Below are 24,540 nucleotides of genomic sequence, written 5' to 3'. Positions count from 1 at the left end.
TGCCAGTGCACCCTCGCGGCGTGAGTACCCATGACGTCGTCATCATCGGTGGTGGGCCAGCAGGTCTGGGCGCGGCCGCGACCCTGTCCCGTGCCCGGCGCGACGTGCTTGTCACCGACGCGGGCACTCCCCGCAACGCGGTCGCCGTGCACCCCTTCACTCCAGAACTGGAACGAGAAGTCACTGAGCGGGTACTCGGCGCACGCAGGAACGGCCTGACGCCTTGAGTGCTGCTGAAGGTAGATATCAAGGAGTCCCACGATCCGATCATGAACACGGGAAGGGAAAGTGCCCCGATGACTGAACATCGCCACCAGCTCACCGAAGACGAAGCGGCCGCCATGTTCGAGCCGTCGGGCTGGGACGAGAGGTATGCCGACCAAGAGAAGTTCTGGAGCGGAGACCCAAACCCGCAACTCGTCGCCGAGGCAGCCGAACTGACCCCCGGCAGCGCACTCGACGTCGGCTGCGGCGAGGGCGGTGACGTGATCTGGCTGGCCCGCCAAGGCTGGCGGGTCACCGGCGCGGACTTCTCCGTCAACGGCCTGGCACGTGCCGCCTGGCACACCGAGAAGGCCGGCATCGCCGATCGGGTTGACTGGTGGCGGGTCGATGCGCGGGTCTTCGCGGCGGCCGGTCGGTCATACGACCTGGTGACCAGCCACTACCTCCACGCGCCGGACGGCGGGATGGTGGACGTGACCCGCCGGCTGGCCACTGCCGTCACGCCCGGGGGACATCTGCTCGTCGTTGGCCACGCACCGTCCGAGGAGTTCACCCAGTTGGCCGCGAGCCAGCGCAGGGCCATGTTCCTCGCCGAAGACTTGCTGCCCGGGCTGCCGGAGGACTTCGAAGCTCTCGTGGTCGAACAGCGGCCACGGAAGCTGACCCGTGACGGAACTACTGTCAACGCTCACGACTCCACGCTGCTTGCTCGCCGTCGACCCTGATCCAGGCCGTTCTCTGCGGACCACCTCGCTGACCAGGCGTTGAGGGCAGCGAGGTGGATTTCGGTGCGGCGGCGCCAGCCCCTGGCCGGTTCTGGGCCTACACGTGTTCGGTGAACATGTCGATCAGGCTTTGGGGGACGTTGTCGCCGAACAAACTCTCGATGAGGCGGGTGCCTTCGATGGCGGCTTCGCTGCTGCGGGAGAACATGGCCTGCTCGTATTCGGTGAGGGCGGTCTCGAGGTCGTCGGGGTGTGCGGCGAGGGCTTGGCCGAGTTCGGCGCCGTCGAGCATGGCGAGGTTGGCGCCTTCGCCGTTGGGTGCCGTGAGGTGGGCGGCATCGCCGACCAGGGTCACTCCCGGCACTCGATCCCACCGGTGCCCGATCGGCAGGGCGTAGTGCGGGCGCAGGACCGGCGCGGTGTCGCCGTCGGTGATCAGCGCGGTGAGTTCCGGTGCCCAGCCGTCGAATTCCTGTGCGATTCGTGCGGTGGCCGCGGCGGCGTCGGTGAAGTCGATGGCGGCGAACCAGTCCTGTGACCTGGTGAGCATCACGTAGGTGTGCAGGGTGTCGCCGCTTTCCCGGTGGGCGTTGATTCCCTTGTCCCGCGCGGGGGCGATCAGTGACCCGCCGCCGACCGCTTTCGCGGTGGCGGGGTGGCGGGTGTCGGCCTCGAACAGGTAGGTCTCGACGAACAACGTGCCTGCGTACTCGGGCGTGGCCTCGGACAACAGCGGCCGGACCTTCGACCACGCGCCGTCCGCGCCGACCAGCAGGCTCGTGACGACGGTGCTGCCGTCGGCGAAGCTCACCTCGTGGCGGCCTTCGCCGAGGGCACGGGTGCTGCTGACCTTGTGCCCCCACCGGACGGTGCCGGCCGGGAGCGAGTCGAGCAGGAGCTGTCGCAGTTCGCCGCGCTGCACCTCGGGGCGTCCACCCGTGCCGTCGTCGGCCTTGTCGAACAGAACGGTGCCGTCCGGGTCCAGGATCCGCATTTGCTGGCGGCCTTCCAGGATCAGGCCGCGGAACTCGTCCATCAGGTCCGCCGCCTTGACGGCGAGCTGCCCGTTGTAGTCGTGGATGTCGAGCATCCCGCCCTGTGCTCGTGCCATCGGTGAGGACTCCGCCTCGTAGACCGTGGCCGGGATGCCGTGGACGTGCAGGACGCGGGCGAGCGTCAGTCCGCCGAGTCCGGCGCCAATGATCGTGACGGGAGTGTGCATGGTGGCTCCTTCGGGATCGAGGCCGCCCGGTGAGGTTCGGCCGGCCTCTCTGGTGCGTCGTTCCAATATTGGAACAGTGCTCCATGTTGGAACTGCGCTCCAAACATGTCAAGATGGCAGCATGGCTACGCGGACGCGCCAGTCACAGCGGCGCACAGAGGCGCTCTCCCGTGAGCGCATCGTCGAGGCTGCCGTCGAACTGCTCGACGCGGCCGGTGCGGGCGGGCTGACGGTCCGGGCGCTGACCGAGCGCCTCACCACCGGGCCTGGGGCGATCTACTGGCACGTGGGGAACCGGGGTGAGCTGCTCGACGCCGCGACCGACGCCGTCGTCGCCGCCGCTCTGGCCACCGAGTCCGCCGAGGCTCCGGACACGCCCCAGGACGAGATCCGCGCCGTCGCGCTCGGCCTGTTCGACGCGATCACCGAACACCCGTGGCTCGCCACGCAGCTCGCCATGCAGCTGTCCCGCAGCCCTCTGGGGTCGGTGACGCCGCGGATCTTCGAAAGCATCGGTCAGCAGGTCCGCGCGCTGGGCGTGCCCGAGCGCAACTGGTTCACCGCGACCTCGGCGCTGGTGCACTACATCCTTGGCGCCGCAGGCCAGAACGCCGCGAACGCCCGCGTTCTCGGGCCCGACGTGGACCGCGCCGAGTTCCTCGCCGCCGCGTCGAGGGCATGGGAGGAGCTCGACCCCGAGGACTACCCGTTCACCCGGGCCGTCGCGGACCAGGTGCGCGAGCACGACGACCGCGAGCAGTTCCTCGCCGGGATCGATTTCGTCCTCACCGGCATCACCACTCTCCACCCGCCCACCGGACCGCAGTAGAGGTCACCCGGTCAGTACGAGGCAGCGGCCACGTCGAGCCTTCTCACCCGGCTTCTGGTGCGCCGCAGGAGAAGTCGTACCCGGTGAAGTCGGCGACCGGGACGTATCCGATTCGCTGGTAGAGGGCGTTGCTGGTGGGATTGGCGGGGTCGGTGAACAGCACGACCTCGGTCGCGCCCGCGGCCAGCGCGGCCCGGCTCACCTCGACCGTCACGGCGCCCGCGTAGCCGCGACCCCGCAGGCGGGCCGGGGTGTAGACGGGGTCCACCCGGACCATGCCGCCGACCATCGAGGTCGAGCCCGCCAGGGAGACGGGAGTGCCGTCCGGGGTCTCCCAGAACGTGAAGTGCTTGTCGGCGAAGCGCGAGCCGGCCCAGGAGTCGGCGTCCAGGGAGGGGGCCTCGCCGACGTCGGCGGCGAACTCACCGCACCAGCGGATGAGGTCGTCCTGGTCCCGCGCGTCCAGGACTCGGCCCCGGCCCGCTGGGCGCGGCTCCGGCGGGGTGAGCGTGCCGAGACGGTAGAGGCGGCCCCGCCAGCTGGGTACCGGCGCCGCGCCTGTTCGCCGCTGCCATGCCTCGGCGAAAACGGTGGCGGTGTCGTGGTCCGCGGTGACGCCGGAGAGGGAGTGGCCGAGGTCGGCCAGGCGGGCGGTGAGGGTGTCAGCCTGCTCGGCGGACAGGGGAGTGAGGGTCAGGCGGTGGGACGGACGGCGGTAGAAACTGGCGCGGACCTTGCCCCCTGACTCCAGCCAGCCGAAGACGGTGGCCTCGGCGCCGTGCGTCCGCAGCTTCTCGGTCACCGTCAGCGGCGTGGTGTGCAGGGCGGGGCGTGAACGCAGGAAGTCTCCGGCTCCGGCGAGAAACTCGTGGATGTCTTCGGTGAGGTGCCAGTCATCCGAGCGCATGCTTCATGATCTCTGATCTACCCGACCCGGGGAAGCACTCGCCCAGAGAGCGGGACTGCCGTGCTCGCTGGCGATCTGCTCAGCTGGCTGGCTCGTCGAGCATGCCCGGACCGAACACCTCATACCGGATCCGTTCGGCAGGCAGCCCACGCCTCAGCAAGCCGTCGCGGACGTGCCGCATGAACGGCAGCGGCCCGCACAGATAGGCAGTTGCCCGCTCCGGCAAGGGAATCGCGTCGACCTCGAGCAGGCCGGTGCGCGCCGGGCCGTCGGCGCCGGTCTCGTACCAGGTCTGCTGGCGGAAGCTGCGCAGCGCACCCGTCAGGTGGGCCACCTCGGCCCGCAACGCGTGCCGCTGCGGTGACCGGTCGGCGTGTGCGGCGACCACCTCGCGGGTGGGCTGGCTACGGGCGATCTGGTCGAGCATCGACACCATCGGGGTGATGCCGATCCCGGCGCTGACCAGCACCACCGGGTCATCACCGCCAACCAGGGTGTTCTCGCCCGCCGGCGGGCCCAGCAGCACGACATCGTCGTTGTCCACCCGTTCGTGCAGCCAGGTGGACACAGCACCGCTCGGCGCGTTGCCGGTGCCGCGGACCCGGCGGACGGTAACGCGCAGCGCGCCGCGACCGGGTCCCTGTGACAGCGAGTACTGGCGGATCTGCCGTCGGCCGCCGGGCAGGTCGACCGCGAGGGAAATGTACTGGCCCGGCAGGAAGTCGGGTACCGTGCCGCCGTCATCGGGAACGAAGGTGAACGACACGGCGTCGACGGCCTCGTCCTGGCGCTTGGTCACCCGCCAGCGCCGCCACACCCCAGAAGAATCCACCCCGCTGCGCTCGTACAGGCGCGCCTCGGCGGCGATCAGCTGACAGGCCAGCAGCCAGTACGCTTCCTGCCACGCGGCGACGACCTCGTGGGTCACCGCAGCGCCAAGCACCTTGCGCACGGCGTTGAGCAGGTAGTGCCCCACCAGTGGGTACTGCTCGGCCCGGATGCCCAAGGACACGTGCTTGTGCGAGATGCGCTGACAGAACGGGGCGAACTCGGAACTGCTCTGATCGAGCAGGCTCTCGGCGAACCTGACCACTGCCGAGGCCAGCGCGAGCCGTTGCCGGCCACTGGCCTGGTTACCCTGGTTGAACACGTCCAGTAGCTCGGGATGGGCGGCGAACATCGAGGAGTAGAACTCCGTGGTGATCTCCACGGCGTGCTCCCGGACCGCGGGCAGCGTCGAGCGCAGCACCTTCGCCGAGGCGGCTGACAGCGCAGGGTTCTCCCTGGCAGGCGGGAGGGGAATGGTTGTGCTCACGCCCTTCAGCTTCGGCCCCGCCGCCCATCGCGACCAGGGGATCATGGCGGCACGGGTCCAGGACCTACGTCCCGGCCCGGCAGGACACCAGACCAGTCGACGGCACCCCGCCCCGGATCGCCACAGGGCGGCTGGCCTGCCCGATCTCGGACGAGGCGGAGTTCGGTGACGCGGTGGACCTCGGTGCTCATCCGATTCGCAGGGTCGCGCCGGTCATAGTCGTGTAGAGCGGGTCTTCGGTGAACTCCGGGCCGGTCTCCTCGCCCACGTACAGGTCGATGTGCTTCGGGCCGCCCAGCCCGGGGGTGAAGGCGTCGGTGATGGTCCACGTGGCCGCGCTCAGCCGGGCGCACACGGCCGCGGTGGCGCCCCGGCCGCACCTGGTGAGCCGGACCCGTTTCCCCTGGGGGAGGTCGTCGGCCGCCGCGCTGCGGAACGGCCGCAGCACGTTGCCGTTGGCGTCCCGTGGTGCGCTGTCCAGCCAGAACCCGTTGTCCGAGGACCAGTTCAGGTACTGCCGTCCGCGGTGCGCCCGGTGCCCTCGTCCCGCACGGCGTCCACGAAGTCGGCCGGGAAGCTGCTCAGGCCATCCAGCGATCGGGGTGGTCCGTGGTGGTACGCGGCAACGGCCGTGTACTACACGGTGACCATCCAGCCGCCGGACTCGTTGGCCGCCGCACAGACCGTCACGAGCAGGATCGCGGCGAGCAGGAGTTGGGGTGGCCTCGTGCGCCCGCCCGCCCCGGACCGCCTCATCCGGCAGCCACCGCGTCGGCCGTGGTGAAGGCGTAGCCCATGCCCCGCAGACCGGTGACGAGCTGCTGGGCAGCGTGGACCTGGGCGGCAACGGCCAGTTCGTCCGGCTCACCGACCTGATGCGGTTCGGCGACAGCCCGTGGTCCTGCTGCCTGGTCGAGGACCTGGAACTGGGACTGCGCCTGCACCTGGCCGGGGCGCGGGTCCGGTACGCGACCAACGCCGTGATCACCCAACAGGCGGTGGTCGACCCGAGTCGGCTGGGGCGCCAACGAACCCGTTGGGGCCAAGGGAACCTGCAGTGCCTGCGTTACCTGCCGCGACTTGTCCGGTCGGCCAACGTGCGGGTGCCGGCGCTGCTCGACTTCGCGTACTACCTGCTCGCGCCCTGGCTGGTGGTGCCGCTCGCGGTGCTGGTCGCCGTGCTGCTCGGCACCACTGTGGACGGTTGGTTGACCGGGAACACCTTTGGTGGCCGGGTTTCCAGCTGGTCCGACTCGCCGATGGCGGTGGCACTGTGGTTGACCGCACTGATGTCGCCCGGGGTGTTGTGGGGTGTGGTGCACCGGTTCCGGTTGCGTGACGAGCCGCTGTGGCGAACCGTGCTGGTCGGCCTGGTGTACCCCGGGTTGCTGATGCTGGGGGCGCTGGCCTCGGCGAAGGCGCTGGGGCGGCACCTGGCCGGGCGCGACTCGTGGAGCAAGACCGAGCGCCTCGCGGAGGATCAGGGCCGGAACCCAGCCCACCTCCCACGGGTTCGGCTGCCCGGATCGCAGCTGTGTCTTCGCTGTCGATGCCGGTCGAGCCGTGGTCGGTGAACACCGAGCGCCGGTTCCTGTGCTCGCCGCCCTCCGGCAGGGGGCCTGTGCACAGGTGGGGGCGGCCACGGCGCCCAGTCGGCCCCGTAGGGGCTTGATCTGGCTACAACGGCTGCCTGGTGACCGGAACCGGTCCCCTGACAGGAGACGGCTCCGCGCCAGACGTGCCTTCTTCGGGTTCGCGATGAGCTCCGCTGACTCCCTACTCGTCGGTGCTACGGCGCTCGTGCTGCTGGACTCGGTGGATTGCCGGCTCATCGCAGAAGAGGGTGTAGTCGGGGTCTGTCGGTTTCGAGGTTGCCTGCACGGATTTTCACGCTCGGCTGCACTCCTGTCCGGGCGCGGCGAGACGTGCGCCGGGGAACGAGCTATGCGCCGTCGTTGCCCTCGCGCAGGGAATGGATCATGCTCTGTAGGATCCGGAACGCGCCTGCCTGCTCGGTCTCGGTCATGCCGGCCAGCATTCTGACCTCGACGGACCGGACCGCTACGGTCGCCTTCTCCAGGCTCCGTCGGCCGCGAGGCGTGAGCCGCGTGGGAAGAACCTTCCCGACGGGTGCCTCCGCAGGCCTGGTCACGTGGCCCTCTCGTTCCAGGGCCTGGAGCAGGACGTTCATCGTCTGCCGTGTCACGAACGCGCCCCGCGCGAGCTCGGAGTTCGACAAGCCCGGTCGTTGCGCCAGCAGCTCGAGGCAGGAGTAGTGCGTCACGCTCATCCCGAGCGGCCGCAGCACCTCCTCCATGGCTGCGCGCAGGACGCTCGACGCCTCTTTCAGCAGGTAGCCCAGTGACGTCTTCAGGTCGACGCCGACACCGTCTTGACTCATGTCAGAATTCTGACATAGGTTGACCCGTGTCAGAAGACTGACATGAAAAGAAGGAGCATCATCATGCCCGTCACCGGCCCCGACTTCATCTCGCTCCAAGCCCGCGACCTCGACGCTTCGCGGGCGTTCTACGAGCACTACCTCGGCCTTGTCCGCTCGCAGGCCGGACCTCCGCACGCCGTCGTGTTCGAGACGAAGCCGATCGCGTTCGCGCTCCGCGACGTCGTTCCCGGCACCGATCTCGCATCCGTTGCCCAGCCCGGCATCGGTGCCGCGATCTGGCTCCACGCCACAGACGTCCAGGCCATTCACGATGCTCTCGTCGCCGACGGTCACACCATCGTCTCCGCACCGATCGACGGCCCCTTCGGTCGGACATTCACCTTCGCCGACCCCGACGGCTACCAGGTCACTCTCCACGACCGCGCCTGATAGGCCAAGCGTCACCGGACGATCACCGGCCCCCGCAGACCGCGGTTGCGCCCGAGACTCGAGAATCCGGGCGACGTTTGCTTACCCCGGGGTGATCACCTGTCCGGCTCTTCACACTTGGGGTGGATGGAGTGACGTCGGGCCGGGCGGTCGTGGTTCAGTGACGGCACCGGGCCGGCGCGGCTGCTGGACAGGGTCGAGGGCCGTTCCAAGCAGGCGGTCAGGACCTGGCTGGCCGAACGACCCACGGCTTGGCGTGACAGGGTCGAGGTCGTTGCGGTGGACGGGTTTACCGGCTTCAAGACCGCCACCGCCGAAGAGCTCCCTGACGCGGTCGCGGTGATGGACCCCTTCCACGTCGTGCGGCTGGCCGGTGAGGCGCTCGACCAGTGCTGGCGCCGGATCCAGCAGGGCATCCATGGCCACCGCGGCCGCAAGGACGACCCGCTCCACCGGGCACGGCGGACCCGGCACACCGGCGCCGACCTACTCACCGACAAGCACAAGGACCGCCTCGCCGACCTGTTCGACGCCGAGAGCCACGGCGACACGCACGTCGAAGTCGAGGTGACCTGGGTGGGGGATCCACCAGCAGATGATCGCCGCCTACCGCGAACCTGACCGCAAGCTTGGCAAGGAGGTGATGGAGAAGTTGATCGACTCCCTCAGCGCCGGCGTCCCGGCTGCCCTCACCGAGCTCGTCACGCTCGGCCGGACACTGAACAAGTGCGCCGACGACGTGCTCGCCTACCTCGACCGCCCCGGCACCAGCAATGGACCCACCGAAGCGATCAACGGACGACTCGAACACCTACGCGGCTCCGCTCTCGGCTTCCGCAACCTCACCAACTACTCGCCAGATCCCTGCTCGAGACCGGCGGCTTCAGGCCGCGACCACACCCTCGTCTGCGAAGAGCCGGATTACCCGGAAGAGGTTTACCCCGGAGATCGTGTGCTCTTTTCGGTGCGCCATTGGCTGGGGCTGCAACCGAATCGTTCCCGGAACCAGCGAGAGAAATTGCTCGACGAGGAGAAGGAGAGAAGGGTGGCGACCTCGGTCAGGGAGTAACGTCGGCTGCCCACCATCTGCTCGGCCAGTTCGATCCGTACCGAGTTCAACACCGACGAGAACGTCTCGTTCTCATCGGCGAGGTGCCGGTGGACGGTTCTGCGGTCGACGCCGAGGCTACGGGCTATCTGCTCGACGGAGCATCGGCCGGTTGGCAGCAGAAGCTCGACGAGTTCCCGGACCCGATCCAGGGTCGTCGTTTCCTCTGGGAATCCGAGGGAGTCGAGGAACTGTCGGGCATAGGTGCGAAACTGTGGGTCCGACGTCTTGTTCGGTGTGTCGAGGTCGGTCTCGTAGAAAACGATCCCGTTGAATTCTCGCTCGAACGTGAGTGTGGGGCCGAAAAACTTTCGATGGGTGCTCGGGTCCGCTGGCGCTGGGTGTGTGAAGCAGACGGTGAGCGGCTGCCGCCGGGTGCCGAGGAAGTCGCGCAGCAGCCGGTGGAGTGTGCCCACCGCGAGCTCGGTCGCCTGCCGGGTTTCCGCGGGTTCGCCGAATTCGAAACCAATGCGCACGGTTGTCAGCCCGTTTGTGACTGACATGTGTATTCGCAGGGACTCGTTGTACATGTTTCCGTGGCGGATCAACGTTCTGAGGGCGCCGCGGAGATCCGGCTCCTCGCGGATGACCAGGCTCAGGGGACCGAGGTTGGCCAATCGTCGACGTTCGGCCAGTTTCAGGCCGAAGTCCTGGCACCCGGATGTCACCGCCGACCGCTCGAGGAGCCTGGCGATCGCCACGGCGGGAATCCAGCGATCCGGAAGGACCAGGCTGGCAGGGTCGAGGCCGACTCCTCTCATCAGTCGTGCGGGGTCGATGCCGACCGATTGACTGACCTCGACGTAGCTGTTCAACGCGGCGTAGCGGGCGAGGGCTTTCATGACCATGTCCCGGATTGAATATTCTGCTGTCACCTCAGGATAAGCATCGGAGGTCGACGCTGCCTACTGTCTGTGCTGTACGTGGCTGATAAGCGTCACCCGAGGAAGATCCGAGGAGAACGCCGTGGCAAACGCGGTTCGCTGCTACGAGACCGGTGGCCCGGAGGTCATGCGGTGGGAAGCCGTCGAGGTCGGCGAACCAGGTCCGGGCCAGGTCCGGGTCCGCCACGAGGCGGTCGGGCTGAACTTCGCCGACACGTACTTCCGCTCCGGTCTCTACCCGGTCGAGTTGCCCGCGGGCATGGGCGTGGCAGCGGCCGGCGTGGTCGAGGCCGTGGGACCAGGGGTGACGCATGTGCGGGAGGGCGATCGCGTCACCTACACCGGCAGCCCACTCGGGGCGTACAGCACCGAGCGCGTGATGCCCGCCGCGCCATTGATCGCGCTACCGGACGCGATCGCGTTCGACACCGCCGCCGCGATGACCATGCGCGGTCTCACCGCGGCCTACCTGCTCCGCCGGATCCACCCGCTGAAGCCGGGGGACACCGTTCTGCTGCACGCGGCCGCTGGCGGCGTCGGCCTGATCTTCACGCAGTGGGCGAAACTCCTGGGTATCACGGTGATCGGCACGGTGTCGACGGAGGAGAAGGCCGAGGTAGCGCGTGCCCACGGGTGTGACCACGTGGTGGTCTACCCACGCGAGGACGTGGCCGGACGGGTCCGGGAACTCACCGGTGGTGCCGGTGTGCCGGTCGTGTTCGACAGCATCGGCCGGTCAACCTTCTCGGCTTCCCTCGACTCGCTTGCCCGGCGCGGGCTGCTGGTGTGCTTCGGGACCGCGTCGGGGCTCGTCCCGCCGATCGACGCCATGCAGCTCGCCGTCAAGGGCTCGCTGTTCGTCACCCGCCCGGCCCTCGCCGACTACATCGCCGACCCCGCGGAGCGCGCTGAGCTGGCGGGAGAGCTCTTCGACCATGTCGGGTCGGGCCGGATCAAGATCGGCATCAATCAGCGTTATGCCCTGGCTGATGCTGTGCGGGCTCATCGCGACCTGGAGGCGGGCGGCAGCATCGGCTCCTCCGTCTTCTCGCTCTGACCCGCCACACGGAACCCAACCCGGAGGATGGTCATGACCAATACCGCTGAGTCGGTGGACTCGATGCCCTTCAGGTCGTCAACGATCAGGTTCGAGCCGCTCACCTGCACTATCGGTGCCGAACTGTTCGGCGTGAACCTCGGCGAGGTCGCCCGGGACGACGTGCTGTTCGCCGAACTGAAGGCGCTGCTGCTCAAGTACAAGGTCCTGTTCCTGCGCGACCAGGACATCAGCCGCGCCGAACACGTGGCATTCGCCCGGCGTTTCGGCGAGCTCGAAGACCACCCGGTGGCCAGCAGCGATCCGGATCATCCGGGCCTGGTCCGGATTTACAAGGATCTCGACAGCCCCGCCGAGCACTACGAGAACGCCTATCACTGTGACGCCACCTGGCGGGAGAAGCCGCCGATGGGGTGTGTGCTGCGCTGTGTGGAGACGCCGAGGATCGGTGGCGACACCATCTGGGTGAACATGGTCGAGGCGTACGTGAAGCTGCCAGAGGACATCAAGGCACGGATCGAGGGGCTGCGCGCCAGCCACAGCATCAGGGCCACATTCGGCGCGGCGCTGCCGACGGAACAACGCAACCGGTTGAAGGAATGCTTCCCCGACGCGGAGCACCCGGTCGTGCGCACCCACCCGGAAACCGGGGAAAAGGTCCTCTTCGTCAACGGGTACGCCACGCATCTAGTCAACTTCCACACCCCGAAGAACATCCGCTGTGGCATCGACTACGCCCCTGGCAGCAGTAACCTGCTCAACTACCTGATCAGTCAGGCTTCGATCCCGGAGTACCAGGTCCGCTGGCGGTGGACCCGCAACAGTGTCGCGATCTGGGACAACAGGTCCACGCAGCACTACGCGGTCCAGGACTACTGGCCTGCGGTCCGCAAGATGGAGCGGGCCGGAATCATGGGTGACCGGCCGTTCTGACTCCTCCGGCTCAATCCTTTCCCTCTCGATCGGAGAAAGCCATGAACTTCCTCGACGACTCGCTGTTTCCCGAGAACCAGGAGAAGCTGGTCATCACGGCGGCTCCCTACGGACCGGAATGGGAACCGGCCGACTTCCCCGAAGACCTGCCGCTGACCATGGACGAGCACGTCCAGCAGGCTGTCGACTGCTACAACGCGGGCGCCACGGTGCTGCACATCCACGTCCGGGAGCTTGATGGCAAGGGCTCCAAACGACTGGTGCGGTTCAACGAGCTGCTCGGCCGGCTGCGTGCGGCCGTCCCCGAGATGGTCCTGCAGGTCGGCGGCTCGATCTCCTTCGCACCGGAAGGCGAAGGGGCGGACGCCAAGTGGCTCAGCGACGAGGCCCGCCACCTGCTGGCCGCGCTGGATCCCGCACCGGACCAGGTGACCATCGCCATCAACACCTGCCAGATGAACATCATGGAGCTGATGACGGCGGACGACATCGCGGGCACCTCGTTCACGCGACCGGCCGTGGCGGAGGCATACCACGAGATGTTCGTACCGGCCGGTCCGGCTTGGGTCGAGGAACACCTCAGGCGGCTGCAAGCCGCGGGCATCCAGCCGCATTTCCAACTGGCCAACATCCCGCAGTTGGAAACCGTCGAGCGGCTGATCCGGCGGGGCGTCTACACCGGCCCGCTCATGCTGACGTGGGTCGGCATCGGAGGCGGGTTCGACGGCCCCAGCCCGTACAACATGATGGAGTTCATCCGCCGTGTCCCCGACGGTGCGGTGCTCACGCTGGAAACCCTCATGCGCAGTGTCCTGCCGATCAACACCATGGCGATCGCGATGGGCCTGCACGCCCGCTGCGGCAACGAGGACACGTTGTGGGGCAAGAAGGGCCAGAAGATGACTTCGGTCCAACAGGTCGAGCAGCTGGTACGCATCGCCGGCGAACTCGGCCGCGAGGTGGCCACCGGCAAGGAGGCCTTCGGGATCTACAAGATCGGCCAGCGGTACGCCGACGCCGACGAAACCCTGGCCAAGGTCGGGTTCGCGCCGAACCGTCGACCGGGGCAGGTGGGCTTCACGCACCACGCCTGACGCCACTGTCCTTCGGGGACGATCAGGGTGAAGGTTCGCGCCGAAAACGTCCAAGTCCGTCTGGAAGTTGCCATGGGACCACAAGCTGAGCCTGCCGAAGACCCTGACTCCGTGCCAGGAGGGCGAAGAACCTACCCCTGGGTCGTGTTCGGCCTGACGTTCGCACTGCTGTTGTCGGACTACATGTCACGGCAGGCCCTCAACGCGGTTTTCCCGTTCCTGAAGGAGGAGTGGGCGCTGTCCGACTCCCGGCTCGCCGCCCTCAACAGCGTCGTCGCGTTGGTGGTCGGGCTACTCACCTTTCCGCTGTCCCTGTTGGCGGATCGGTGGGGGCGAGTCAGGAGCCTGGTCCTGATGGCGACCACCTGGAGCATCGCGACCCTTCTCTGCGCCCTCGCCGCTGACTACGGCCAACTGCTTGGCGCGCGTGTCCTCACCGGGGTGGGTGAGGCGGCATACGGCAGTGTGGGCATCGCGGTGGTGCTCGGCATGTTCTCGCCCCACCATCGTGCGTCGCTCAGTGGTGCGTTCATGGCCGGTGGATCCTTCGGCTCGGTGATCGGTGTCGCGCTCGGTGGCGTCATCGCCGTGCAGCTGAGCTGGCGCTGGTCGTTCGCGGCCATGGCGATCTTCGGGCTACTCCTGGCCGTACTGTTCCGGGTGTTCGTCTCCCAGGCGAAGGTGGATCGGTACCAGCGTGGCGATACGACCGCGACCGGCGGTGAAACGACAACGGGTGCTGGATATCGTGCTCCGGTCTCCAGCCTGTTCTCCGTCGCGGCGGTGAACTGCGCCTACATCGGCAGCGGCCTACAGCTGTTCGCCGCTGCGGTCCTACTGGCCTGGACGCCCAGCTTCCTCAATCGCTACTACGCCATGCCTCCGGACCGGGCCGGTGCGGTCGCCGCGGTCCTTGTGTTGGTCATCGGCGCTGGCATGATCTTCTGCGGCCTCGTCACCGACCGGCTCAGCCACGAGCGACCAACGCGCAGGTGGACTACGGCCGTCTCCTACGGTCTTCTCGCGGCGGTGCTGCTCATCGTTGGCTTCAACCTCGATGTGAGTGGGCTCCAGCTCGTTCTGGTCGGAGCAGGCGCGTTCTTCTCGGCCGGCGCGTCCGGCCCGGCGGCCGCCATGGTCGCCAACCTCACCCACGATTCCATCCGGGCCACCGGCTTCGGATCACTCACTCTGGTCAACAGCCTGCTCGGGATGGCCTTGGGGCCCTTCGTCGTCGGCGTGCTGGCCGACCGTCTTGGACTGTTGGCAGCACTGCGTCTGGCGCCGTTGGCCTATGTCGGAGCCATTGTCGCATTGCTGATCGGCAAACGCTGCTACCCCGCGGGACTGGCACGACTCGCGAAGCTGGACCAGCGTCTTTCGACCTGACCGAAGCAGTAGGGCTGGTGCTCACACGTTGTAGGTGTCTTCGAGTACCAGCCGTCCCGGTGTTGATGTTGTCCCTGAATGGGGCGTCAGCAGGTCTTGCGGACGTAACCGGACGCACCCGCCGGGGCGACGCCGTGGTCACGGCGGACGATGCTGAGCGAGCCGCCCCAGCGATCGCACGCGGTGCGCAGGCCCGCGTCGGTGTACTCGATGACGATCACGTGGTCGCCGAACGCGGGGGTGTACTCGCCACACTTGTTCTGGTCGCCGCATTCTTCTGCGACGGCGAAGTCGAGCCCGTTGGCCTGGCGCTGCCCGGCCAGTTCCGAGGTGTTCTTCTGTCCGACGGCCAGGCCCTTCTTGTGCGCGTGGGCGGACAGCACGCGAATGTAGGCTTGGGCGTCGCTGTCGGACAAAAGGCCTTTGGAGCGCGTGAAGCTGTCGTAGTTGTCCGGCTCGATCGCCTGAAAGCCCTTCGTCGCGCAGTCGTCGACCCAGACGTTCACCTTCGCCGCCACGCGCTGCCGCTTGTCCGCGGTCCGCAGGTCGAGCAGACCCTCGCCCCAATCCTCGTCCATCACGACATTGCCGTTCGCGTCGCGCAGCAGGAGGTCGCCCCACTCTCCCTCGGCGCCCGGCTGGGCCTGGAAAGCGTTGACGTAACAGATGTTGTAGAGGCCCGCGGCCGGCTGGGCAGTGTGGTCACGGCTGACCACCCGCACCTGTGATGGCGGCGTGTACGCGCCGCCGATCTGGTAGTCGAAACCGGCCGTGACCGGCGGTGCCGTAACCGTGGCATGTGGCGGTGCCGTACCTGTGGCCGCCGGCGATGCGGACGACGAGCACGCGGTGCCACCGACGAAGACGGCGACCAGGGCGGCGCTGACACGGAACTGGACACGCGAATGGGACATGAATCAAACTCCGGATGATGGTGGGCATGACCCGCCTCGGACCACGAACACGTCCTGGCGACTCAGCCTGAGCTCGCGGCGAAGACCGGAGCGGGGCCGGCGATAGGTCCTGCGCTTCTCAGGACACCTGTGCGCGCTACGCGTGGCCAGAGTCAGCCAGCACGTTGAGGACATGGTCAATTGCTGATTCGGCGTGAGCGGCCGACACCTGGAGTCGCAGTCGCGCCGCACCGCGGGGCACGACCGGGTAAGTCAGCGCGGTGACGAAGACACCCGTGCGGATCATGTTCGCGCTGAGCTCCTGCGCTGCGTGCTCGTCACCGATGACGACAGGAACGATCGGGTGTTTGCCGGGCCAGGTGGGCAGTTGCAGGGCGATGACCCCGGAGCGCAGTTGTTCGACACGTGTGCGCAGGGTGGCGAGGGGCGAGTCATGTCCTGCCAGGACATCGAGGGTGGCGTGTGCCCCGGCGACGACCGACGGTGGCGGGTTGTTGGAGAAGGTGTAGGGGCGGGACATGGACCGCAGCGTCGAGGTCAGCGCGCGTGGCCCCGCGACGAAGCCGCCGATCGCCCCGCCGAGTGCCTTTCCGAGCGTCCCGGTGATCACGTCGATCCGGCCGAGAAGCTGCTGGCTCTCAGCGGTTCCCCGGCCGTGCGGGCCGACGACTCCGTTGCCGTGTGAGTCGTCCACGACCAGCAGGGCGCCGTACTCCTCCGCCAGAGTCCGCAGGGCCCGCAGGGGAGCCTGATCGCCCTCCATGCTGAATATCCCGTCAGTGACGATGACCTTGACGGCGTCCGTCGGGACAGTGGTCAGACCGTGACGGAGGTCGTCGAGCCCGGCGTGATGGTCGTAGAGCACCAGGTGGGCTACCGCTGACCGCTGGGCACGGATGCCGTCGATGATGCTGGCGTGATTGAGGCGATCGGAGAAGACGGCCAGGGGCCGGCGGGCCTGGTTGGCGAGTACGGTCAGGGTGGCGAACACCGCCGCGTTGGCCGCCCAGCACGATGAGTGAAGAACGGCGTCCTCGCAGCCGACCCATGAGGCGAGGCGGCGTTCGAAGTCGCGGTGGAGCACGGTGGTCCCGCTGAGCGCGCGGCCGGCGGCAGTGCCCAGCCCCCAGTCGTCCAGTGCGTCGTGCGCTGCCCGGACCACGGCGGGATGCCGCGCGAGTCCGAGATAATCACAAGATGCCATGTTGATGAGCTCACGGTGACCCATCGAGATGCGGCCCGGCGCGCCGGGCCGCACGCTGAACTCCCGGTCTCCGGACTCCAGCCTCGCATCGAGGGTGCTCACCAGCGGGGGAGGAATCATCCGAAGGCCTTCGCCGCGAACATCGCGTAGACACCGGCGCACCGACGCATGGCGGCCTCGTCGATGTATTCACCTGGACCGTGGGACACGTCGAGTCGCCCGGCGCCGTACCCGAAGGCAGGGACACCCAGCTGTGCGTACCAGCGAGTCTCGAGAATTCCGGGGCACAGCTCGAAGGTCGGTGCGGTTCCTTCGATCTCGGCGACGCTGGCGGCGAGCTTCTGCGCGATGGGGTGAGCCTGGTCGACGCTTCCGGAAGGCTGACGCTGCAAGATCTCGATCGAGGCGCTGGTGCCCGACGCCTCGGCCGCGGAGTTGATGATGGTGGTCAGCCGCTCGATCTCCTCGTCGACGTCCTCCTCGGGATTGAACCGGCGGTCGATGGAGAACCAGGCGGAGCCGGGGACTGCGTTGAAGTTCACGCCGCTTCCGCTGGCTCCACCAACGACCATCATCGATCCCTTGGCGGTTTCGTCCTCCATCGGGAACGCGGTCCGCTTCTTCAGCAGTTCGCCTGCAAGCTCGTTGAGTGGGGCGGCCACGTTGATCATGTGTTGGAACGCGTTGTCGCCGAGATGAGCCTGCCCGACGTGTGCCTCGGTTCCCTTGAGCTCGACCCGCATCGTGAGGGCGCCGCGACTGGCGTGCCAGATCGTGCCGGCTGTCGGTTCTCCGGTGACCATGGCCAATGCGGAGGTGTCGATGAGGCCAGCCCGCTGTAGGTGGCCCGAGCTGGCGTCGCTCCCGGTCTCCTCGTCGCACACGAGGTGGAACACGATCGATCCGTCACCGAGCAGGCCGAGGTCGCGGGCAGCCGCCGCCCCATAAAGCATGGAGACGATCCCGCCCTTCATGTCGGCTGCGCCGCGGCCGAACAATCGTCCGTCGCGCCTCTCGGCCGTGAACTGGGACCGGCTTTGGGCGGGCACGACGTCGAAGTGGCCGTGGAAGTAGATCAATCGTGCGCCGCTGCCGACCCGACCGCGGACGACGCAGGGCTCCTCGAGCTGGTCGTGCGGGGCCAACGGAATGATCTCCGGCGCGAAACCGAAACGCTCCATGACCTCGTGCAGATACGCCGCACATCGACCGAGCCCACGGCCTGGAGGGTTCTCGGTGTCCATGGCCACAAGCTTTTCCAGCAGGGAGGCCATCTCCTCGGCGCGCGGCTCGATCCACTCATGGATACGGGTCGTGAGGTTCATTCGTCTCCTTCGACACTGACGTTGGGCGCTGGGCCAGCGTCACATATATGGTCCACTTTGACAAGTACATGACACGCTGATGGCTCGCGCAAGCCGGCGGCAACCTCGTGCTCCGAGTGGTCGACGTAGCCATGACTGGCTGAGTGGGTCTGGAAAGTGCAGGTCAGGAGCCTGTGTCGGGGTGCGGGATCGCCTGGTGACGTTCGCGGGACGCCGACCGTTGGGGAGACGCTACGATTGGCAACCGGCACGGCTGGGTCACGGTTCGTAAACTATGAGGAACAGATGCAATCAGAGGACGACTCGTTTCCGGCGCAGATGATGGTGGATCGCATGGCCCGTGCGCTCCGCCGTCACCGCGAGCTCAACAACCTGTCCCTCGGTGACCTGAGCAAAGCCACCGGCTTGTCGAAGACGAGCCTGGCGAGGCTGGAGGCCGGTGAGGGAAATCCGTCGCTTGAGACCTTGTGGCGGCTTGGCCGAGCGCTGGGTTTGAGCGTCGGCCAACTGCTGGACGCCGCGGAAACCGGGGAAGCCACCGTCCTGCGCCATGGTGACGGACCCGTGGTCGTCTCGGGTTTCGGGATGCGCGGCCGACTGCTGCACACCGATCACAGCCGGCACCGCACGGAGATCTTCGAACTGGACCTGCCGCCGGGTTCCGAGTTCAGGGGAGAAGCTCACGAGGCGGGCACCAGGGAGGCGGTGTACTGCCTGGAAGGCCAGGTCCGTTGTGGCCCTGCCGAACAGCCCTTGACGCTCGAGGTCGGTGACACCGCCTACTTCGACGGCAACAACGTGCACGTCTACGCGGCCGGTCCGGGAGGCGGTCGTGCCCTGCTGATCATGAGCTACCCCGCCTGACGGACCGCGCGCGAAGGCCTGCCGGTGGCCACCAGCAGGCCCTCGTGCGCCGTGCGCGGTTACGGCGTGGGCAGTGGCAGGCCGGGGAGGTTCTGGTCCTGCGGCACGACACCGTCCACCAGGTAGTCATCGACGACCTTGTTGACCGCCTTGTTGTCTCCCGCGTAGATGCCGTGATCGCCTTCGCCGGTGACGGTGAGCATCCGGGAGTTGCGGAAGGCGGCGTGTGCCCTCCTGGCTCCTTCGACCGGCGTGGCGGGGTCGTTCTCGGACTGGACGATCAGTACCGGCGGAACGCCCTCGCCGTTCATCACCGGCAGCGGCCGGGGCTGGTTTCTCCAGAAGGCACACAGCTGGAAAGGCATCCAGATCGAGCTGTAGAGCGTCACACCGCGGTCGATGTACTCCTGCGATCGCCGGATCAGCGAGTGGCGATCGCCCGTCCACACTCCCTCACCACACAGGGTCGTAACCAGTGTGGCCGCCATGGCGTCGGAGGCGCTGGCAGCGGTCGCCGGTACTTGCGGCGGGCCGGACGACCTCGACTTCGACAACGTGGCTTTGAGCGCCGCGCGGGCATCGACCTTGGCCTGTGCCGACGCGCGGCCATCGGTCAGCGTCCTGGCCCGGACCAGGCTGTCGGCCACCGCGGGGAATTGCTTCTTGGACTTCAGCGCACCGACGATGTAGTTGTCCAGCGCGACCGGTCCGACCTGCGCACCGTCGAGATCGACCGGGCCGCTGCCCAAGGCGGACCGGACCTTCTCGTAGGCCTGGAGGACCTCCTCACCGCTGGAGCCGAAGTGGTACTTGGCGTCGTAGCGCGCCATCCACGGCAGGAAGTCCTGCCGCCAGCGCCGCTCGACCGCAAAGGGCTGCGAGTCGAACGAGTTCTGCCAGGTGCCGGTGAACTCGGTCGAGGAGTCCAGGACGAACCGGCCGGTGCGCTGCGGGAATTGCTGGGCGTAGTGCGCACCCAGCCAGGTACCTGCGGAGTACCCGATCCAGTTGATCTTCTCCCGGCCGAGCAGAACCCGAAGCAGGTCCAGGTCCCTGACGTTCTGGAACGTGGTGATCAACGGGCCTAGGTCTCCGGCGGCCTGTCGGCAGGCCGCCGCGGCATACCTGACCGAGTCCACGATCAGATTCAGGTTGCGCGGGCTGCGGTCGAGCGGGTCCAGCTCGGCGCCGTTGCCGCCGGCCGCGCCGCCACAGGTGACGTTCGTGCTCCGGCCGGTGCCGCGGGTGTCGATGCCGATGATCTCCTGGTGCGCGCGCAACCTGCTCTGACCACGGAGCGAGGCTGGCAACGAACGGCCAGGCCCACCGGGGCCGCCGGGGTTGGTGAGCACCGACGCCGTGGTCGCGCCTGTGGATTGGAGCCTGCTGACCGCGATGGACAGGTCACGGCGCCCGTCTGGACGTTCCCAGTCTCGGGGGGTGCGGAACGTGGCGCACTCGAGGCCTTCGATGTCGGTCTCCGGCGGCAGATCGGCCAGTTCATCCTTGGCGCAGGCATGCCAGATCATCGACTGCCCGGCATAGCGGTCTGGAATGTTCGTGGTGTTCAGCGACACGGCGGCAGGGGTTGCCAACGCCGGCGTCATCCCAGCGAGCAGCCCGCCCGCTACTGCCGGAATTACCGCCGCAAGGCGCGGCTTTTTCATGTATATTTCCGTTCTCGAGCTGTCAAGATAATCTGTGTCCGTGTGGCACGGCAACTCACTCAGTGCTCGTTGGGACTCGGGCTCAGATGAAGGTCCGTGCGGGGCTCCTGTGTCGCGGCCCAGCTCGCGAGCATCCGCAGGGCGTCTTCGGAGGTGGAGCCGACTTCGGCGATATAGGCCAGCATTGTGAGACCGGGGTTTACGCCGAGGTCCATGGATACGAACGTCAATGCGAGATCGCCGACGACGGGATGGTGCAGGCGCTTCGTTCCTGTGCAGTGGAACCGGACGTTGTGTGCCGCCCAGCGGGTCGCGAAGTCATCGCTGCGCGCCAGGAGTTCGCCGATCAGGCTCGAGAGCTGATGGTCATCGGGGTTGCTGCCGACGGCGGAGCGAAGAACCGCGACGGCGTCGTCGGCGGTCTTTTCCCAGTCCGTGTAGAAGCCCCTTCCACGGGGGTCGAGGAACGCGAAGCGCGCGAGGTTGGCCGGCTGCTCGGAACTGCTGAAGATGTCGGCGAACAGCGCGCGTCCGAGCTGGTTGGTCGCCAGCAGATCCATCCGGCGGTTCAGGATCGCGGCCGCGGCCCCCGGCATCGCGCCCAGCAGGAGCTGGTGAGCCGGACGGACAACCTGAGGACTCGCGCTACGTCGCACGGCGGATGTAGCGTTCGCGGCGCGCGCGAGGTCCCTCAGGTATGCGTGTTCGGCTTCGTCGAGCTGCAAGGCACGTGCGACCGAGTCCAGCACGTTCACTGACACTCCCCGGAGGTTGCCGCGTTCGAGGCGGTTGTAGTAATCGGTGCTCACACCCGCCAGCAATGCGACTTCCTCGCGACGCAGGCCTGCCACGCGGCGGTTTCCACCGTAGACCGGAAGGCCCGCGTTCTTCGGTGTGATCCTGGCGCGACGGGAGGTCAGGAAGCTACGCACCTCGTTCTCCGGTCCCATGAGCCGAGACTAGACCGGGAACAACCACTTGAAGGAGGCACTGGCATTACCCCTCAACCTCGGTCGCGTCCGCACAGCCTGCTTGGGCTATGTGCGACCTCTTGTGGCGGGACCAATCCTCGGCGGATCGGGTCGACCCTGCTCAGATCCCCATCGTGGATCCGCCATCGACCTGCCAGTTCGCGCCGCTGACGTATCGCGACAGCGGGCTCGCCAGCATCGCCACGATGCACGCGACGTCCTCAGGCGTTCCGATCCGCCCCACGTCGTTCGGCACGAAGTCGCGAAGTGCGCCCTGTTCGATCTCCTCCCATGTCTCACCCCAACCGAAGTCGTCGCGGGTCGCGCGGAACATGTTCTCCAGCGAGTCCACGCGAATAAGGCCCGCGGTGAGGATGTTCGACGTGACGCCGGTGCCCCGCAGGTGGCGCGAGAGCGAGACCGTCATGTTGAGCATCGCGGCTTTGGTCGCACCGTACTGTGGATACCCCGCAAGGGGCTGGTGGCCAGTTCCCGACCCCATCTGGATGATGCGTCCCCAGCCACGGCGCTTCATGTCGGGCAACAAGGCCTGGATCATTCGCACGGCGGAGAGAACGTTGGACTCGGTCGCACGGATCCAGTGGTCCGTGGTCTCGGTGTCCCATGAGCTGGTCTCGTAGACGCCAGCGTTGTTGACGAGGATGTCCACCGGGCCGACCTCGCGGACTTTCCGCGCGACCTGCGCTGCGCCGGCGTCGGTAGCGAGGTCGCCGGTGACGACGCGCGCGGTTCCACCCTCCGATTCGATCGAGTCGGCGACTGCCTGCGCCTTCGATTCGTCACGGCCATGAACGATCACGGCGGCTCCCTCGCGAGCGAGTGTAGTCGCTACCGCCGCTCCGATCCCTGTGCTCGACCCCGTTACGAGTGCTCGCTTGCCTTTGAGTTGCAAGTCCATCTTCCGCTGCCTTTTCGCTTCTTGGTATCCGATGAGTACTGATCGCCGACACTGCGGCGCTGTGCAAGGGCATGCACCGACGGCGTGCCTCCTGCGGAGCGCGCTGTCACGCTTCGGGGATCGTCCAGTTGCTGTTTTCCGGCGTGACGGCCTCAGGGGCGGGGCCGTTGCGGACGCCCTTGTCGAGGGCGTCGAGGGCCGACAGCTCGTCGGTGCTGAGCGCGATGTCGAAGACGTCGAAGTTTTCGGCGATTCGCTCGGGCTTGACCGACTTCGGGATCGCGGAGCGGCCCTGGTGGAGGTGCCAGGCGAGCATCACCTGCGCAGCGGTCTTGCCGTGGGCCTCGGCGATGCCGAGGATCACCGGTTCGGTGAGCGTGCTCGTGCGGTTCGTGGCACCCCAGCCAATGGTGTCCGGGTAGAAGGTCACCCCGCCAATGGGCGACCAGGCCTGCGTGAGGATGCCGTGCTCGGTGGCAACGTGTCGCGCGTCGCGCTGGGTGAAGTAGGGGTGCAGTTCGATCTGGTTGACGGCCGGCACGATCTCGGTGCGATCGAGCAGAGTCTCGAGGTGTTCCGCGGTGAAGTTGGAAACGCCGATCGAGCGCACCTTGCCGTCGGCGAGCAGCGTTTCCAGCGCCTTGTAGGAAGCGATGGTCCTTTCGAAGGCGACGGGCAGCGGCTGGTGCAGGATCAGCAGGTCGATCTGGTCGACGCCCAGCTTCCCCGCGCTCTTGTCGAACGCGTGGAGGGTCTGCTCGTAGCCGTAGTCGCTGACCCACACCTTCGTCTCGATGAAGACCTCGGACCGGTCGATGCCGGAACGACGGATGGCTTCCCCGACCTCGCGTTCATTGAAGTAGACGGCCGCGGTGTCGATGTGGCGATAGCCGGTGGCAAGCGCGGTTTCCACCGCTGTGACGGTCTCATCCGGTGCGCTCTGGAACACACCGAACCCGAGTGCGGGCAGCGTGACACCGTTGTTCAGGGTGAGCAGGGGTGTAGCGGTCATGGCGATTCTTCTGCCTTCAATTGGGGAGTCGAGGTGAGCTCCTCTCGAGGTGGAGCTCATGTATTCACTGAACACCGCGTCTCGACGCTGCGGGAGGACGGCCTGATCCATGTACTACGAGTGCACCCCACACGGAAGGGGAAACGGTCGTGACGAGGGAGTCTTTGCTGTGAGGGGTACGGGCAGTGCCCCTCAACCATCGCGCGGCCTGCCTATCCTGTGCCCATGGACAACCGGGCCGCGATCAGCGCATTCCTCCGCTCCCGGCGCGACAGGATCGCCCCCGAGCAGGTGGGTTTGCCGGCGTTCGGTCAGCGGCGGGTACCAGGACTTCGCAGGGGTGAGGTCGCGGCGTCAGCCGGGATCAGCGTCGAGTACTACACGCGCATGGAGCGCGGCAACCTCAGTGGTGTCTCCGACGGTGTGCTGGACGCCCTCGCCCACGCTTTGCGGCTCGACGACACTGAGCGCATGTACCTGTACGACCTCGCCCGCGCCGCGGGGCCGCCGTCCGAGGCACGGGCCCGGCAGCGGGTGGTGCGGCCGACGGTGCGGCCAAGCCTGGCACGGATCGTGGAGGGGATGCCGGAGCTGCCGGCGTTCGTGATGAACAGCCGCCTCGACACGCTGGCCGCCAACCCGCTGGGGCTGGCCCTGTACTCGGAGATGTATGCGGACCCGGCCTGCGGGGCCAACGTCGCCCGCTTTGCTTTCTTTCACCCCGCCGCCAGGCGGTTCTACACCGACTGGGAGCGCATGGCCCGCTTCGCCGTGGGTGCGCTGCGCGTCGAAGCCGGGAGGAGGCCCCACGACCGGGACCTGGCGAACCTGATCGGTGACCTGTCCACCCGCAGCGACGCCTTCCGCGCAATGTGGGGATCACACGACGTGTATGTCTTCCGTGACACCACGAAACGCCTCAATCATCCGCTCATCGGCGACATCGAACTCGATCAGGAGACCCTGAGCCTGCCGGACGAAAGCGGACTGAACGTGGTCGTCTACAGCGCGCCACCGGGGACTGCCGCCGAGGAAGGTCTGCGACTGCTCGCCAGTTGGTCCGCCACGATCCGCCAGGAGCAGGACGTGGAATCCACGTGGACCGTCGACCCGACAGCTCGACTGGGGAGCTGATCGATTCCC

At 67.4% G+C, this 24,540-nt stretch carries 24 protein-coding genes and 1 pseudogene; 12 read left to right on the top strand and 13 right to left on the bottom strand.

Annotated features, from left to right (window positions below):
• Window positions 1–20 precede the first annotated feature (20 nt).
• Together KALB_RS50310 and KALB_RS27895 are read left to right on the top strand one after the other, a co-directional pair.
• Complete coding sequence (locus KALB_RS50310) at window positions 21–227, top strand: FAD-dependent oxidoreductase (protein ID WP_081789553.1); 207 nt, start codon at window positions 21–23, stop codon at window positions 225–227.
• Window positions 228–950: a class I SAM-dependent methyltransferase gene (locus KALB_RS27895; protein ID WP_025358976.1), complete on the top strand. Its 723-nt coding sequence runs from the start codon at window positions 228–230 to the stop codon at window positions 948–950. It begins immediately after the preceding gene.
• A gap of 97 nt (window positions 951–1,047) precedes the next feature.
• Here KALB_RS27895 and KALB_RS27890 read toward each other — a convergent pair whose 3' ends face one another.
• Window positions 1,048–2,172 carry an FAD-dependent oxidoreductase gene (locus KALB_RS27890; protein ID WP_025358975.1) on the bottom strand — a complete coding sequence of 375 codons (1,125 nt, stop codon included), beginning with the start codon at window positions 2,170–2,172 and terminating at the stop codon, window positions 1,048–1,050.
• Window positions 2,173–2,293: 121 nt separating this feature from the next.
• On the opposite strand from KALB_RS27890, the gene KALB_RS27885 reads away from it, so the two are divergent.
• Window positions 2,294–3,001 carry a TetR/AcrR family transcriptional regulator gene (locus KALB_RS27885; protein ID WP_025358974.1) on the top strand — a complete coding sequence of 236 codons (708 nt, stop codon included), beginning with the start codon at window positions 2,294–2,296 and terminating at the stop codon, window positions 2,999–3,001.
• A 43-nt stretch (window positions 3,002–3,044) separates the two neighbouring features.
• On the opposite strand, the gene KALB_RS27880 is transcribed toward KALB_RS27885, so the two are convergent.
• From KALB_RS27880 to KALB_RS48745, 3 genes are all read right to left on the bottom strand, one after another.
• A complete protein-coding gene (locus tag KALB_RS27880) occupies window positions 3,045–3,908 on the bottom strand; it encodes a GNAT family N-acetyltransferase (RefSeq protein WP_025358973.1) in 864 nt (287 codons plus the stop codon).
• 79 nt (window positions 3,909–3,987) lie between these two features.
• Window positions 3,988–5,223, bottom strand: a complete 1,236-nt coding sequence (locus KALB_RS27875) for a globin domain-containing protein (protein ID WP_236650044.1) — start codon at window positions 5,221–5,223, stop codon at window positions 3,988–3,990.
• Between the two features lie 187 nt (window positions 5,224–5,410).
• Window positions 5,411–5,671: a hypothetical protein gene (locus tag KALB_RS48745; RefSeq protein ID WP_051913262.1), complete on the bottom strand. Its 261-nt coding sequence runs from the start codon at window positions 5,669–5,671 to the stop codon at window positions 5,411–5,413.
• 382 nt (window positions 5,672–6,053) lie between these two features.
• Here KALB_RS48745 and KALB_RS27865 point away from each other — a divergent pair, with 382 nt between their 5' ends.
• Window positions 6,054–6,797: a glycosyltransferase family 2 protein gene (locus tag KALB_RS27865; RefSeq protein ID WP_201771829.1), complete on the top strand. Its 744-nt coding sequence runs from the start codon at window positions 6,054–6,056 to the stop codon at window positions 6,795–6,797.
• Between the two features lie 368 nt (window positions 6,798–7,165).
• Here the strand turns inward: KALB_RS27865 and KALB_RS27860 are convergent, their stop codons facing one another.
• Window positions 7,166–7,624, bottom strand: a complete 459-nt coding sequence (locus KALB_RS27860) for a MarR family winged helix-turn-helix transcriptional regulator (RefSeq protein WP_025358970.1) — start codon at window positions 7,622–7,624, stop codon at window positions 7,166–7,168.
• A 63-nt stretch (window positions 7,625–7,687) separates the two neighbouring features.
• Between KALB_RS27860 and KALB_RS27855 the strand changes: the two genes are divergently transcribed.
• Together KALB_RS27855 and KALB_RS27850 are read left to right on the top strand one after the other, a co-directional pair.
• Window positions 7,688–8,056: a VOC family protein gene (locus KALB_RS27855; protein WP_025358969.1), complete on the top strand. Its 369-nt coding sequence runs from the start codon at window positions 7,688–7,690 to the stop codon at window positions 8,054–8,056.
• A 162-nt stretch (window positions 8,057–8,218) separates the two neighbouring features.
• Window positions 8,219–8,965, top strand: a pseudogene (locus KALB_RS27850) (ISL3 family transposase); the annotation flags it as partial.
• 27 nt (window positions 8,966–8,992) lie between these two features.
• Here the strand turns inward: KALB_RS27850 and KALB_RS27845 are convergent.
• Complete coding sequence (locus tag KALB_RS27845; RefSeq protein WP_201771828.1) at window positions 8,993–10,012, bottom strand: AraC family transcriptional regulator; 1,020 nt, start codon at window positions 10,010–10,012, stop codon at window positions 8,993–8,995.
• Window positions 10,013–10,130: 118 nt separating this feature from the next.
• Between KALB_RS27845 and KALB_RS27840 the strand changes: the two genes are divergently transcribed.
• From KALB_RS27840 to KALB_RS27825, 4 genes are all read left to right on the top strand, one after another.
• Window positions 10,131–11,105 carry a quinone oxidoreductase family protein gene (locus KALB_RS27840; RefSeq protein WP_025358966.1) on the top strand — a complete coding sequence of 325 codons (975 nt, stop codon included), beginning with the start codon at window positions 10,131–10,133 and terminating at the stop codon, window positions 11,103–11,105.
• A gap of 33 nt (window positions 11,106–11,138) precedes the next feature.
• Window positions 11,139–12,038 (top strand): TauD/TfdA dioxygenase family protein, encoded by a 900-nt coding sequence (locus KALB_RS27835; protein ID WP_025358965.1) that lies wholly within the window; start codon window positions 11,139–11,141, stop codon window positions 12,036–12,038.
• 41 nt (window positions 12,039–12,079) lie between these two features.
• On the top strand, window positions 12,080–13,132 hold the full coding sequence (locus tag KALB_RS27830; protein WP_025358964.1) for a beta-keto acid cleavage family enzyme: 1,053 nt from the start codon (window positions 12,080–12,082) through the stop codon (window positions 13,130–13,132).
• A gap of 144 nt (window positions 13,133–13,276) precedes the next feature.
• Window positions 13,277–14,521: an MFS transporter gene (locus tag KALB_RS27825; protein ID WP_236650043.1), complete on the top strand. Its 1,245-nt coding sequence runs from the start codon at window positions 13,277–13,279 to the stop codon at window positions 14,519–14,521.
• An 86-nt stretch (window positions 14,522–14,607) separates the two neighbouring features.
• On the opposite strand, the gene KALB_RS27820 is transcribed toward KALB_RS27825, so the two are convergent.
• The 3 genes from KALB_RS27820 to KALB_RS27810 form a co-directional block, all read right to left on the bottom strand.
• Window positions 14,608–15,435, bottom strand: a complete 828-nt coding sequence (locus KALB_RS27820) for an endo alpha-1,4 polygalactosaminidase (RefSeq protein ID WP_025358962.1) — start codon at window positions 15,433–15,435, stop codon at window positions 14,608–14,610.
• Between the two features lie 136 nt (window positions 15,436–15,571).
• Window positions 15,572–16,741 carry an aminotransferase class I/II-fold pyridoxal phosphate-dependent enzyme gene (locus KALB_RS27815; RefSeq protein WP_025358961.1) on the bottom strand — a complete coding sequence of 390 codons (1,170 nt, stop codon included), beginning with the start codon at window positions 16,739–16,741 and terminating at the stop codon, window positions 15,572–15,574.
• A gap of 14 nt (window positions 16,742–16,755) precedes the next feature.
• Entirely contained in the window at window positions 16,756–17,964 is a 1,209-nt protein-coding gene (locus KALB_RS27810; protein WP_025358960.1) for a M20 family metallopeptidase, read from the bottom strand.
• A 237-nt stretch (window positions 17,965–18,201) separates the two neighbouring features.
• On the opposite strand from KALB_RS27810, the gene KALB_RS27805 reads away from it, so the two are divergent.
• Window positions 18,202–18,828, top strand: coding sequence for a helix-turn-helix domain-containing protein (locus KALB_RS27805; protein WP_148309691.1), 627 nt, complete (start codon window positions 18,202–18,204; stop codon window positions 18,826–18,828).
• A 59-nt stretch (window positions 18,829–18,887) separates the two neighbouring features.
• Here KALB_RS27805 and KALB_RS27800 read toward each other — a convergent pair whose 3' ends face one another.
• The 4 genes from KALB_RS27800 to KALB_RS27785 all read right to left on the bottom strand — a co-directional run bounded on the left by KALB_RS27800 (window position 18,888) and on the right by KALB_RS27785 (window position 23,397).
• Window positions 18,888–20,495 carry an alpha/beta hydrolase gene (locus tag KALB_RS27800; RefSeq protein ID WP_025358958.1) on the bottom strand — a complete coding sequence of 536 codons (1,608 nt, stop codon included), beginning with the start codon at window positions 20,493–20,495 and terminating at the stop codon, window positions 18,888–18,890.
• A 59-nt stretch (window positions 20,496–20,554) separates the two neighbouring features.
• Window positions 20,555–21,445, bottom strand: a complete 891-nt coding sequence (locus tag KALB_RS27795; protein ID WP_025358957.1) for a helix-turn-helix domain-containing protein — start codon at window positions 21,443–21,445, stop codon at window positions 20,555–20,557.
• A gap of 142 nt (window positions 21,446–21,587) precedes the next feature.
• The gene (locus KALB_RS27790) at window positions 21,588–22,385 is read right to left on the bottom strand and encodes an SDR family NAD(P)-dependent oxidoreductase (RefSeq protein WP_025358956.1); all 798 of its coding nucleotides are present in this window, start codon (window positions 22,383–22,385) and stop codon (window positions 21,588–21,590) included.
• A gap of 106 nt (window positions 22,386–22,491) precedes the next feature.
• Complete coding sequence (locus KALB_RS27785; RefSeq protein WP_025358955.1) at window positions 22,492–23,397, bottom strand: aldo/keto reductase; 906 nt, start codon at window positions 23,395–23,397, stop codon at window positions 22,492–22,494.
• A gap of 225 nt (window positions 23,398–23,622) precedes the next feature.
• On the opposite strand from KALB_RS27785, the gene KALB_RS27780 reads away from it, so the two are divergent.
• A complete protein-coding gene (locus KALB_RS27780) occupies window positions 23,623–24,531 on the top strand; it encodes a helix-turn-helix domain-containing protein (protein ID WP_025358954.1) in 909 nt (302 codons plus the stop codon).
• Window positions 24,532–24,540: the final 9 nt, after the last annotated feature.

Source organism: Kutzneria viridogrisea DSM 43870 (assembly GCF_000525635.1).
In the GTDB taxonomy this organism is placed as follows: domain Bacteria; phylum Actinomycetota; class Actinomycetes; order Mycobacteriales; family Pseudonocardiaceae; genus Kutzneria; species Kutzneria viridogrisea.
The sequence above is the reverse complement of the archived record's forward strand: the minus strand, read 5'-3'. Positions and strand labels throughout refer to the sequence as shown.

Coding starts and splice junctions, on each gene's coding strand:
- KALB_RS27790 (WP_025358956.1), bottom strand. CDS start 22,385: ATGGACTTGCAACTCAAAGGCAAGCGAGCACTCGTAACGGGGTCGAGC.
- KALB_RS27880 (WP_025358973.1), bottom strand. CDS start 3,908: ATGCGCTCGGATGACTGGCACCTCACCGAAGACATCCACGAGTTTCTC.
- KALB_RS27885 (WP_025358974.1), top strand. CDS start 2,294: ATGGCTACGCGGACGCGCCAGTCACAGCGGCGCACAGAGGCGCTCTCC.
- KALB_RS27780 (WP_025358954.1), top strand. CDS start 23,623: ATGGACAACCGGGCCGCGATCAGCGCATTCCTCCGCTCCCGGCGCGAC.
- KALB_RS27810 (WP_025358960.1), bottom strand. CDS start 17,964: ATGAACCTCACGACCCGTATCCATGAGTGGATCGAGCCGCGCGCCGAG.
- KALB_RS27800 (WP_025358958.1), bottom strand. CDS start 20,495: ATGAAAAAGCCGCGCCTTGCGGCGGTAATTCCGGCAGTAGCGGGCGGG.
- KALB_RS27860 (WP_025358970.1), bottom strand. CDS start 7,624: ATGAGTCAAGACGGTGTCGGCGTCGACCTGAAGACGTCACTGGGCTAC.
- KALB_RS27890 (WP_025358975.1), bottom strand. CDS start 2,172: ATGCACACTCCCGTCACGATCATTGGCGCCGGACTCGGCGGACTGACG.
- KALB_RS27820 (WP_025358962.1), bottom strand. CDS start 15,435: ATGTCCCATTCGCGTGTCCAGTTCCGTGTCAGCGCCGCCCTGGTCGCC.
- KALB_RS27845 (WP_201771828.1), bottom strand. CDS start 10,012: ATGGTCATGAAAGCCCTCGCCCGCTACGCCGCGTTGAACAGCTACGTC.
- KALB_RS27785 (WP_025358955.1), bottom strand. CDS start 23,397: ATGACCGCTACACCCCTGCTCACCCTGAACAACGGTGTCACGCTGCCC.
- KALB_RS27835 (WP_025358965.1), top strand. CDS start 11,139: ATGACCAATACCGCTGAGTCGGTGGACTCGATGCCCTTCAGGTCGTCA.
- KALB_RS27795 (WP_025358957.1), bottom strand. CDS start 21,445: ATGGGACCGGAGAACGAGGTGCGTAGCTTCCTGACCTCCCGTCGCGCC.
- KALB_RS27855 (WP_025358969.1), top strand. CDS start 7,688: ATGCCCGTCACCGGCCCCGACTTCATCTCGCTCCAAGCCCGCGACCTC.
- KALB_RS27830 (WP_025358964.1), top strand. CDS start 12,080: ATGAACTTCCTCGACGACTCGCTGTTTCCCGAGAACCAGGAGAAGCTG.